The organism is Nonomuraea longispora (genome assembly GCF_004348345.1).
GTDB classification, from domain to species: Bacteria; Actinomycetota; Actinomycetes; order Streptosporangiales; family Streptosporangiaceae; genus Nonomuraea; species Nonomuraea longispora.
Window position 1 is genome coordinate 1 of record NZ_SMJZ01000267.1, and the last position, 10,319, is coordinate 10,319.

The window sequence follows — 10,319 nt, forward strand, 5'->3', positions numbered from 1 at the left end:
CGCCCGTCCCGACACCGGTCCCCGAACCGGCGAAGGACCCGGAGCCACGACCCCAAGAAACGCCAGCCGAACCGGAGCAGCAATCTGTGGCCGAGTTCACGCCGTCAGGGCTGCCGTTGCGCGTTCCACAGGCCAACCTGGCGCCAGCGCTGCGTGACGACACGCCCACGCAGCCCGACCTCGAGGAGGACGATGACGAGCGCTCTCCGGAGGAGATCCGCGCGATGATGGGATCCTTCCAGTCCGGCACCCGTCTCGGCCGCACCGAAGCGGCCAAGATGATGGACGAACAGTCGGGAGGTGAGTCATGACCCCCACTTCGGGCACCGACCTCAACTGGTTGCTCGACGACCTCATCGGCCGCATCCCTGAGGCCGACCACGCGATCGTCCTGTCCTCCGACGGCCTGCTGATGGCGTCTTCTGCCGAGTTGCAGCGGACCGACGGAGAGCACCTGTCCGCCGTCGCCTCCGGGTTGCAGAGCCTGGCCAAGGGCGTCTCCGACCGCATTTCCGGTGGCGCGGTCCGGCAGACGGTCGTGGAGTGGAAGTCCCAGTTCCTCATCGTGACCACCGCTGGGGAGCGCGCCTGCCTGGCCGTGCTGTGCGCGCAGAACGCCGACATCGGGCTCATCGCGTACGAGATGGCGATGCTGGTGGCACGGGTGGGCCAATATCTCACTTCCGGCGCCCGCAACGCCGAGGCCATCGCCAGGAGTGACCGGTGAGTGGCCCGGTGGGTGGGCCGGTGGGTGGCCCGGTAAGTGGCGCTGACGGGCCCACCGACGAGCACTGGGTGGATCCTGAGATCATCCGCCCCTACGTCGTGACCCGAGGCCGCACGCAGCCCGCGCACGGGAGGTTCGACCTGATCTCCATGGCGCTGGCCGTGGGGCCGCCGCCGGGGCCCGACGCCGGGCTCGACCCCGAGCATCTGCGCATCCTGCAGCTCTGCCGCGAGCCCAAGTCGGTGGCCGAGATCGCCGCTTATCTCGATCTGCCGGCCGGCACGATCCGGGTGCTGCTCGGTGACCTGTTCGACCGCGAACTCGTCTCTGCCCAGGAACCACAATCCGAGGTGGACATGCACGACATGAAGATGTACAGGGCGGTGCTCGATGGCCTTCGCTCGCTCTGAGCGTCCGCGCCTGCCTACGGCGATCAAGATCTTGGTCGCCGGCGGCTTCGGCGCGGGCAAGACGACGATGGTCGGCGCGGTCTCCGAGACCCGGCCGCTGCGCACCGAGGAGGTGCTGACGGACCGCGGGATCGGCGTCGACGACCTCACCTCCGTCGAGGCCAAGCGCACCACCACCGTGGCGATGGACTTCGGCCGGATCACCCTCGGCAACGACTACGTCCTCTACCTGTTCGGGACGCCCGGGCAGGAACGCTTCTGGTTCGTGTGGGACGAACTGGCGGAGGGCTCCCTGGGCGCCGTCATCCTGGCGGACACCCGGCGCCTGGCCGACTGTTTCCCCTCGATCGACTATTTCGAGCGGCGGGGCACGCCGTTCGTGGTGGCGGTCAACTGCTTCGAGGGGGCGCAGAAGTTCGACCTGGACGAAGTGCGGCTGGCCCTCCAGCTCAACCCGTCGGTCCCCATCATCATGTGCGACGCGAGGAAGCGCGAGTCGAGCCGGGAAGTGCTCATCACCCTGGTCAAGCACTCGGCCCGGCTTCGCGCGGAACCGGTCGGCAGCTAGCCTGGGGGCGGAGCTCAGCCGCCCCCAGCCATGCCCGGGGACACCGATGCCCTGAGGTCGGCCACGCGACCATACTCGTCGAAGCTGACGGTCGCCTCCAGCCCTGGCGCCGTCAGCTTCGCCTGGCCGCCGGGCTCGGGCCGGGGCAGCACGGCCTTGGCGGCCTCCGTGAGGGGCGCGGCGGCGAAGGCCGGCTCGCCCGGCGTGCGGGGCAGGGCGTCGAACGGCACCTCCGCGGAGGCGAGTTCCGGTATGCCGTGCCGCTGACCGAAGTCGCGCAGCGTCGCGGAGGCCGCCGCCACCTCGGGCGGGAAACCGGAGGGGTTCGCCCAGGCCCACAACCACGAGCGCGGGCCGGGGGCGGCGCTGCCGAGCGAGGGCAGCGCGGCGTCGTCGAGGAGATTCGTGAAGGTAGGCCATTCAGACACGACGGGCACCCTAGGGCCTTCGCCGGGCGGCGTCCATCCGCGCGCGCCGCTGTGGCACCCGGCGACGAGTCGCCACCGACCTTCCGATCAGCGTGTGACGCCGAGCCGGGCCCGCACCCTGGCGAGCAGGTCATGCGGGAGCGGGGCGTAGCCGTACAAGGAGAGGGACGACTGACCGGCGTCGCCCGGACCGGCCCCCTGATCGGGAACCCCTTCCTTCAGGTCATCACCCCCGCCCGCGGAGCGGGAGCGGCGGTTCTCCTTCTGGCCGGGCCGGCAGACGGTGCCGGGCGGCGGCAGGGTCAGATCGACGAGGTAGCGCGTGGCGTGCCCGATCGTGCAGCGGTCCCCGCTCATGTAGAGCACGTGTCCGGGCCCCTCGTAGCGGATCGTGGTCGAGCCGGGGACGCGGCGCACCAGGCTGTCGGTCAACGGGTGATCCGTCCAGGTGCCCGCACCCAGCAGCGGCGGCAGGCCCGCCGTGGGCAGGGGGCGCGCCGGGTTGGCGACCCGGTACGGCCAGCCGGTGCAGCCCAGCAGGTCGAACGAGGAGCCGCCGAAGTTCGGTGAGGCCTCGCGCCCCTGGGCGCGCATCCTCTTGTACTCGGCGTAGCCGTGGTAGCGCCGGTCGTCTCCGCAGGTCATGCCCACGGCCAGCGGCATCGACCAGACGCGGGCGTTGCCCAGGAGGACGTGGGCGAACCCGGAGCCGTCGCCGCGCCGCGCCTTGTCCACCGCGTCGGCGAAGCTCAGCCACCGCTCGTGCTCGGGCCCGGGGTGGAAGGGGAAGCCGAACCACCTCAGGGAGGAGCCGGTCAACCTCCCCTTGCCGAACTCCTCCGAGGTGACCGGGATGGGCGTACGATCCGCCCGCCTGGTGAGCGCGCGCCAGGCCCTTCCCGCGTCCTCGCCGTGCAACGCGCAGGCGGCGGTGGCCGCGCACCAGGTGGTGAAGCGGGTGAACATGCGCTCCAACGCGGGGTAGCCCACCAGCATCTGGTCGTGCCACCCGTCGGGCTGGTTGATCACTCCGTCGAGGTACATGGCGCGGATGCGCTGTGGGAACAGCCGCATGTACGCCGCCGCGGGCACTCCCCCGTAGGAGGCGGCCATGAAGCTCAGCTTCCGCTCGCCCAGCGCGGCCCTGATCGCCTCCATGTCCCGGGCCACCGCGATCGAGTCGAGCCGGGTGAACAACCCGCTGCGGTCATGCTCGGCGCAGGAGCGCATCGCGCGGGCGAACGCGGCGGCCTGGGCGTCGTACTCGGCGCGGGTCCGCGGCTCGGCCAGGTGCGGGACGGCGGGCCGCGCGCAGACCTCGGGCAGCTTGGCGGCCAGGTCGGTGTTCCTGGGGTTGTAGGCGACCAGGTCGAATCGTCGCCGGAGTTCGGCCAGGTCGGGCGCGAACCTCTTCAGGTCCTCGATCCCCTTGCTGCCGGGGCCGCCGGGCACGTGCAGCACGCTGCCGATGCGGCTGCCCTGGCCGGTGGCCGGGAGTCGGGCCAGGTCCAGCGTGATCTTCTTGCCGTCCGTGTCCGACCAGTCCAGCGGGACCTCGAGTGAGGCGCACCGCATCCCCTGGGGGACGTCCTTCCCCGGGCACGCTCGCCAGCCGATCGTTGGGGGGCGCTCCGCCGCCGGGTCACTTCCCGCCGCCGGGCCGCCCTCCGCCGCCGAGATCGCGGGAGCCGCCGGGGCGAGGAGCCCGGCCAGCGCCGTCACCAGCACGATCGCCGCCGCGCTCGTCCTGCCGCGCATATCCGTACCTCCATGTCGTCGTCGCCCTCCACGCTCGCGGGACGCGGATCCGGACACCACGGGAAAAGCCCTCCGGCCTGGTTCGGGAGATCCCGAACGCCTGGGCGGGATATCCGCCAGGCTGGAGAGGGTGAACGTCTCTTTCCGTGCGCTGCCGGCCGCGTGGGACCCCCGGAGGGTTTGGCGCGAGCTCGGCTACGCGCTGGTGTCGCTGCCGATGGCCGCCGCCGGGCTGGCCTACCTGCTCCTCCTGGTGGCGACGGGCCTGTCGGCGGCGACCGTGGCCGGGGTGCCGATGCTGGCCGTGGGCGTGCTCGGCGCACGGCGCCTGGGCGCCGCCGACCGGCGGCTGGCCCGCGCGCTGCTGCGGATGCGCGTGGCGGAGCCGCCGCCCTTCCGGCCCCGTCCCGGCCTGGCCGGGTGGCTCGGGTCGGCACTCGGCGACGCCGTCGCGTGGCGGGCGGTCGCCTACCGGCTGGCCAAGGTGCCCGCCGCGATCCTCGCCTGCGCGACGGCCGTCGGCCTGTGGGGTGGCGGGCCGATCCTGCTCGCCTGCCCTGCCTGGTGGGCGGGCTCCTGGGCTCAGGGCCTGGCCATGAGCGCGGCGGGCGCGGCTCTCCTGCTGCTCGCCCCCTGGGCGGTACACCTCGCGCTGGCGCCCGAACGCCTGCTCGTACGGACCCTGCTCGGGCAGAGCGGGGCGGCGGCGCGGATCAGCGAGCTGGAGACGACCCGGGCGCAGGCCGTGGCCGAGTCGGCCGCCACCCTGCGCGGGATCGAACGCGACCTGCACGACGGGACGCAGGCCCACCTGGTGGCCCTGGCCATGGGCCTCAGCATGGCGAAGGAGGAGCTGGCGGAGGCCGGCGGGGACGAACGGCTCGACCGGACGCGCCACCTGGTCGGCGTCGCGCACCGCAACGCCAAGCAGGCCCTCGCCGAGCTGCGCGACCTGCTGACCGGCATCCACCCGGCCGCCCTCGACCAGGGGCTGGAGACGGCGCTGGGCACGCTCGCCGCGGGCAGTGCCCTGCCCGTCGCCCTCCGCGTCGATCTGGCGGACCGGCCGCCCGCGGCGGTCGAGACCATCGCCTACTTCTGCACCGCGGAGCTGCTGGCCAACGCGGCCCGCCACAGCGGCGCCCGGCGGGCCGCGATCGAACTGGCGTCGCACGGCGACGGGCTGCGGCTGCGCGTCCGCGACGACGGCGCCGGCGGAGCGGCCATGGGCCGCGGCACCGGGCTGCGCGGGCTGGCCGACCGGGTGCGCGTGGTGGACGGGACACTGGAGATCGACAGCCCGCCCGGTGGCCCTACGGTGGTGACCGTGAATCTGCCCGCGCGAGCGTGAAGGAGAGCGGCATGCGCATCGTGATCGCGGAAGACGCCGCGGTGATCCGCGACGGGCTGGCTCTCCTGCTGACCGGCAAGGGCCACGAGGTCGCCGCCGCCGTGGGCGACGCCGCCGCGTTGTGCGCGGCCGTGGCCGAGCACCGGCCCGACGTGGCCGTGGTGGACATCCGCATGCCGCCCACCCACACCGACGAGGGCCTGCGCGCCGCCATCCGGCTGCGCGGGGAGCACCCGGGGCTGGGCGTGCTGGTGTTCTCCCAGCACATCGAGACGCGCTACGCCGCCGAGTTGCTGGCGGGCGGCTCGCACGGCGTGGGCTACCTGCTGAAGGACCGGGTCGCGGAAGTGAGCGAGTTCCTTGACGCGCTGGCCAGGATCGCGGCCGGCGAGACCGTGCTCGACCCGGAGGTGGTCACCCAGATCATGGGAGCGAGCAGGCGGGCTGAGGACCTGCGCGAGCTCACCGACCGCGAACGCGGCGTGCTGGCCCTGATGGCCGAGGGCCGTTCCAACGCCGCGATCGCCTCCGCCCTGTTCCTGTCGTACGGCTCCGTGGAGAAGCATGTCACGCAGATCTTCGCCAAGCTCGGCCTGCCCCCGTCGCGCGGCGACCACCGGCGGGTGCTGGCCGTCCTGCGCTACCTGGAGCCGTGACCCGCCGTCATGGAGACCCGGTCACGGGCGAGCACCTGCTCGCAGGCCAGCAGCAACACCCCGGCACTCCAGGCGTGCGACAACGTCAGGTACATGCCCTTGGGCTGGAAGCAGTCCGTCTGGTAGTAGCGCTCGGTGATCATGCCGCGGTAGGCGTTCATGTCGCCGTCGGCGGCGGGCAGCAGCTGGCGGAAGCAGGCCAGCGTCTCGTGCGCCCGCTCGGCGTAGTAGGGGTCGCCGAGCGCCTCCGACAGGGCGATCAGCTCGTCGGTGCACACCAGCCCGTAGGCGTGCAGGTGCTGGTTGGACGGTGACGCCTGGTCGGCGCCTCGGGTGGCGAAGCCGTACACGCCGAGGGGGGTGCGGGCGCCGAAGCGCACGTTGTAGGAGTAGCGGAAGGTGAGCGTCCAGTCGGCGGCGCGGCGGGCCAGGTCGAGCCAGCTGCCGGCGCCCGTGGCGCGGTGCAGCGCCATGTAGGCGATGACGGCCGCGTAGCCGTCCTCCGAGGTCGGCGCCAGGTCGACGTCCTCGGGAGCGCCGTAGATGAACTCGTCCTCCACGAAGGCGGCGTAGTAGCCGCCCGCCCGTTCCGCGGCCCGCAGGTACGTCTCGCCGCCCGCCTCGCACAGGGCGGCGATCCAGGTCAGCCCGGACGCTCCCGACCAGGACAGCACCTCGCCGGTGGCCGCGTGGTGGAGGGTGCCGAGGTTGCCGTCGGGCCGCTGTCGGGCCACCATCACGTCGAGGTTGGAGCGGGCCGCGGCCACCCAGGCCGGCTCGGGCCGGTGGCGCAGCGCCCGCAGCAGGAACAGCGTCGCCTCTCCCAGCGTGCGGGCGTGCAGCGCGTCCTTGGTGTGGCTCCAGCTCTGCGACCAGCCCGAACGGCGGTACCACGTGCCCCAGAACGTGCCGGACGGCGACAGGTCGGCGCAGATGAAGTCGATCACCCGCGAGGCGGCGGCCACGTGCTCGGGCCGGTCGGTCCGCAGGCCGTGCTCCAGCAGCGCGGCGGCCCACGGGATGCCGCTCACCCAGCCGACGTGCATGGCCTGCCGGTCGACCCGCTCGCCGTCGCCGCCGCTGACCTCCCGGTCGAAGCCGACCGTCTCCAGCAGCACCCCGGGGTCGGGGTCGTAGTGCCAGCGGTAGAGCCCCTCGGCGGCGATGCCGGCCGCCTCCTCGACCTCCTGCCACGGCTCGACGGGCGAGGCGGGCAGGCGCAGCTCGCGGTCCTCGCGCAGCAGCGGCGCGTACGCGTGCCGGTCGGCCGGCAGCGGGCACGTCGACACGGTCAGCTCCTGCGTCTCTCCGGGCTGCCAGACGTGCGTGGCGGCCTCGGCGGGCCGCGGCAGCGCCGAGCCGTAGTAGGTGATCGGGAACTCCTGGTACGGGAAGAGCAGCGCGATCGCCGCCTCCCCCGCCTCGTGTTCGATCGCCAGGCCGGTGGCGCCGAGCGCCGACTCCTCGTCCGCGATCAGGCAGGCGCCGCCCTCGTCGCCCCACACCATGACGGCGGGGGTGGCGGCCCGGTCCGCGCGAAACCCCCACCGGGCCGAGACCATCTCGTCGGGCCGGTCGGCGCCCGCCTCGAAGCGGGGGAACACCCGCCGGCACGCCGCCGGCCGGTTCTCGCCGTAGAACAGGCCGGGGATGAGCCACCACGGGTCGGCGGCGGGCACCCGCCTGCTGACGCGCACGGTGCCGACGCGGGGCTCGGCGCCGTCGTACCGGATGGTCAGGCGCAGCTCGCGGCGGCCGGTCGGGCGCGGCTCGCCCCAGCTCCCGCTCATCGTGTACGGCCCCGCGCCGACCACTTCGACGGCCACCTCGCCGCCTCCGGGATCGGCGATCAGCAACGGCCGGGTCACCACGACTCCACGGTGAACGCGCCCTTGCGGGTGCCGAACTCCAGCAGGTCGGTCTCCACGGCGGAGTGCGGATCGTCCAGCGGGATGCGGAACGTGCGGATCTGGCTCGGCCCGAAGTCGGCCGTCAACCGGACGCCGGCCAGCGGGACGTCGAGCGTGGCCACGGCCGCCCTGCCGGTGCTCTCCACGGCGCGCACCACCAGGTCGCGGGGCGCGTCCTCGTGCAGCTTCACCGCGGTCACCATGACCTGGCCGCCACCGTCGTCGAGGTAGCCGCGCGCCGGAGGAAGCGTGCCGTCGTGGAAGCTCTCCAGCATCGCCCGCACCGGGGAGCCGAGCACCGCCGCCCGGCGGGTCAGCCCGGCCGCCCGCCAGTCGCCCGTGTGCGGCACCAGCAGGTACGTGAACCGCTGCACGCCCTGGTCCTGGTAGGAGTAGTGGCCGTCGAGGTCGAGCAGCCTCGGGTCGTGCCAGGCGTAGACGGGGCTGCGCACGGCCGTGATGCCGATGCTGTGGTCGCGGCCGGGACCCGGCGGGGCGACGTCGTAGCCGTGCTTGGCGTTGTTGACCACGGCCAGCCCGGCGCGCGTGCCCGCGACGGCGCCCGACAGGTCCACCCACGACTGCGCCGGCTCCTCGGCCCCGTCGATCGGCCTGCCGAGGTGCGCGAACGGGATCTCGTACGTGGCCGAGGGGCTTTCCAGCGCGACCGGGAAACGCAGCTTCATCAGGTGCGCCCGCTCGCGCCAGTCGAGCGTGACGCGCACCTCGACCGCGTCGTCGTGGCCCGCCCCCAGGATGAACTCCTCGGCCATCGTCGAGCGGCCCCACGCGCGCTCGACCCGGAGCCGGGCGCGCAGCGGGCCGTCCTCGCGCAGCACGATGCGGGTGGTCTCCATCGCCTCGCCCGGCCAGTCGTAGGACACGACGCGGTGTCCCCAGGTGTCGGTCGGGTCCTCGCAGATCTGGGTGTGCTCGCCCGCCGCCCCGGCCACCAGGTCGACGCCGGTGCGTTTGTCGAGCAGGCTCGTCAGCCAGCCCGTGCCGGGATCGAGCTCCAGGCGCAGCACGTCGTTCTCGAGGTGCAGCTCTGAGGCCGACAGCGTGCCTGCCGGGTGCATGCCGGGGCCCTGGCGCAGCCGGTAGAGGCGGTAGCCCAGCGGGGGCAGCTCGGCCTGGAACACGGTGGCGCCGCGGCCCTTGTCGTCGGTGGTCGCCACCGACTGGGTGCGCTGGCACGGCACGTCGGCGCCGTCGGCGCCGACGACGTGCACGCCGTTGGGCGCGAGGCCGTACTGCATCTCGACCCGGGTGGTGACCGGCCATGGGTGCGGGTTGAAGACGAGCACCGGCTGGGTGCCGCTCTCCTCGGGTATGCGCACGTCGCGGGCAATCACGTTGTGCGCCCTCGTGATGATGCGCTTGGAGTTCGCCACGGCCTCGCCGAGCTGGTCGCGGGCGTCGTCGTACGCCGGTTCGATGGCCGAGCCGGGCAGCACGTCATGGAACTGGTTGAACAGCACCTGCTTCCACGCGCGTTCCAGGTCGGCGCGGGCGTCGTGGCCGGCGATCGCGGCCCACCGCTCGGCCGACAACACCGCCGCCTGGGCCCTGCGCTGCCACGCCTTGATGCCGGAGTGGGAGGAGTAGCAGCCGGAAGCGTGGTGCTGCAGGTCGTCGCGCCATACCGGCAGCTCGGCCATGCCTTGCTCGCCGAGGCGTTTGGCCATCTCGTCGAAGTAGCGGCGCGGCGACGACATCGTCAGCTCGCCGAACGAGCCCATCCGGTCGTAGCGGTGGATCGACTCGATGTTGGCCTTGGTGGGCCCGCCGCCGTGGTTGCCGACGCCGTAGAAGATCATCAGGTCGCCGAGCGAGCGGTCGAGCTGGCCGAGCGCCTTCTCGGTCTGCCCCGCGACCTCGCCGGGCGGGCTGCAGTACTCGAACGGAATGCGGTAGGCCATGACGCGGCTGCCGTCGGGGGCCTCCCACCAGAACATCGTGCCGGGCAGTTCGCTCTCGTGCGGCCCCGGGCGCAGGAAGCAGTAGGAGTCCATGCCCTGGCCGCGCAGGATGGCGGGGAGCATGGCGTTGTGGCCGAACGGGTCGACGTTCATGCCGACCGACGCGGTGACGCCGAACTTCTCCTTCAGGTAGCGCTGGCCGTACAGGCCCTGGCGGACGAACGACTCCCCCGACGGCATGTTGCAGTCGGGCTCCACCCACCAGCCGCCGGTCATCACCCAGCGGCCCTCGGCGACCCTCTCCTTGATCCTCGCGAACAGCTCGGGGTCGGACTCCTCCACCCACGACAGCAGGACGACCTGGTCGCAGGTGAAGATGAAGTCGGGGTATTCGTCCATGCGGTGGATCGCCGACCAGAACGTCGCCCGCGCCTCCTGGTAACCCTCCTGCCACGGCCACAACCACACCGGGTCGAGGTGGGCGTTGCCGATCATGTGCAGGGTGCGGCCCGGGGTGGCGGCCGGTCGCGGCGCACGGGGCAGGCCGTCAGGCTGCGCGCCCGAGGGGGCGTTCGCCATGGGGGCGGTG

The 10,319-nt window shown here is 73.1% G+C and carries 9 protein-coding genes and 1 pseudogene; 6 read left to right on the forward strand and 4 right to left on the reverse strand.

The window, feature by feature from the left end; genetic code table 11:
• From E1267_RS39920 to E1267_RS39935, 4 genes and pseudogenes are all read left to right on the forward strand, one after another.
• Window positions 1-311: pseudogene (locus tag E1267_RS39920) on the forward strand (histidine kinase); the annotation flags it as partial.
• Window positions 308-727, forward strand: a complete 420-nt coding sequence (locus tag E1267_RS39925) for a roadblock/LC7 domain-containing protein (protein WP_132340891.1) — start codon at window positions 308-310, stop codon at window positions 725-727. The pseudogene E1267_RS39920 and the gene E1267_RS39925, both read left to right, overlap by 4 nt.
• A gap of 68 nt (window positions 728-795) precedes the next feature.
• Window positions 796-1,137: a DUF742 domain-containing protein gene (locus E1267_RS39930; RefSeq protein ID WP_132340893.1), complete on the forward strand. Its 342-nt coding sequence runs from the start codon at window positions 796-798 to the stop codon at window positions 1,135-1,137.
• The gene (locus E1267_RS39935; RefSeq protein WP_132340895.1) at window positions 1,118-1,705 is read left to right on the forward strand and encodes a GTP-binding protein; all 588 of its coding nucleotides are present in this window, start codon (window positions 1,118-1,120) and stop codon (window positions 1,703-1,705) included. The genes E1267_RS39930 and E1267_RS39935 overlap by 20 nt, the downstream gene beginning before the upstream one ends.
• A 14-nt stretch (window positions 1,706-1,719) precedes the next feature.
• Here the strand turns inward: E1267_RS39935 and E1267_RS39940 are convergent, their stop codons facing one another.
• Window positions 1,720-2,133: a DUF6882 domain-containing protein gene (locus E1267_RS39940; protein ID WP_132340897.1), complete on the reverse strand. Its 414-nt coding sequence runs from the start codon at window positions 2,131-2,133 to the stop codon at window positions 1,720-1,722.
• A gap of 87 nt (window positions 2,134-2,220) precedes the next feature.
• A complete protein-coding gene (locus E1267_RS39945; RefSeq protein WP_132340899.1) occupies window positions 2,221-3,891 on the reverse strand; it encodes an alpha/beta fold hydrolase in 1,671 nt (556 codons plus the stop codon).
• A 130-nt stretch (window positions 3,892-4,021) separates the two neighbouring features.
• Between E1267_RS39945 and E1267_RS39950 the strand changes: the two genes are divergently transcribed.
• Together E1267_RS39950 and E1267_RS39955 are read left to right on the forward strand one after the other, a co-directional pair.
• Window positions 4,022-5,242, forward strand: a complete 1,221-nt coding sequence (locus E1267_RS39950) for a sensor histidine kinase (protein ID WP_165960069.1) — start codon at window positions 4,022-4,024, stop codon at window positions 5,240-5,242.
• Window positions 5,243-5,253: 11 nt separating this feature from the next.
• Complete coding sequence (locus E1267_RS39955; RefSeq protein ID WP_132340901.1) at window positions 5,254-5,898, forward strand: response regulator transcription factor; 645 nt, start codon at window positions 5,254-5,256, stop codon at window positions 5,896-5,898.
• Here the strand turns inward: E1267_RS39955 and E1267_RS39960 are convergent.
• Complete coding sequence (locus tag E1267_RS39960) at window positions 5,883-7,766, reverse strand: hypothetical protein (RefSeq protein WP_132340903.1); 1,884 nt, start codon at window positions 7,764-7,766, stop codon at window positions 5,883-5,885. The genes E1267_RS39955 and E1267_RS39960 overlap by 16 nt on opposite strands.
• A partial coding sequence (locus tag E1267_RS39965) for an alpha-mannosidase (RefSeq protein WP_220449902.1) occupies window positions 7,763-10,319 on the reverse strand: 2,557 nt, incomplete at its 5' end. The genes E1267_RS39960 and E1267_RS39965, both read right to left, overlap by 4 nt.

Excerpts from the sequence above, each read along its gene's own strand:
- E1267_RS39935 (WP_132340895.1), top strand. The coding sequence starts at position 1,118 with ATGGCCTTCGCTCGCTCTGAGCGTCCGCGCCTGCCTACGGCGATCAAG.
- E1267_RS39925 (WP_132340891.1), top strand. The coding sequence starts at position 308 with ATGACCCCCACTTCGGGCACCGACCTCAACTGGTTGCTCGACGACCTC.
- E1267_RS39945 (WP_132340899.1), bottom strand. The coding sequence starts at position 3,891 with ATGCGCGGCAGGACGAGCGCGGCGGCGATCGTGCTGGTGACGGCGCTG.
- E1267_RS39955 (WP_132340901.1), top strand. The coding sequence starts at position 5,254 with ATGCGCATCGTGATCGCGGAAGACGCCGCGGTGATCCGCGACGGGCTG.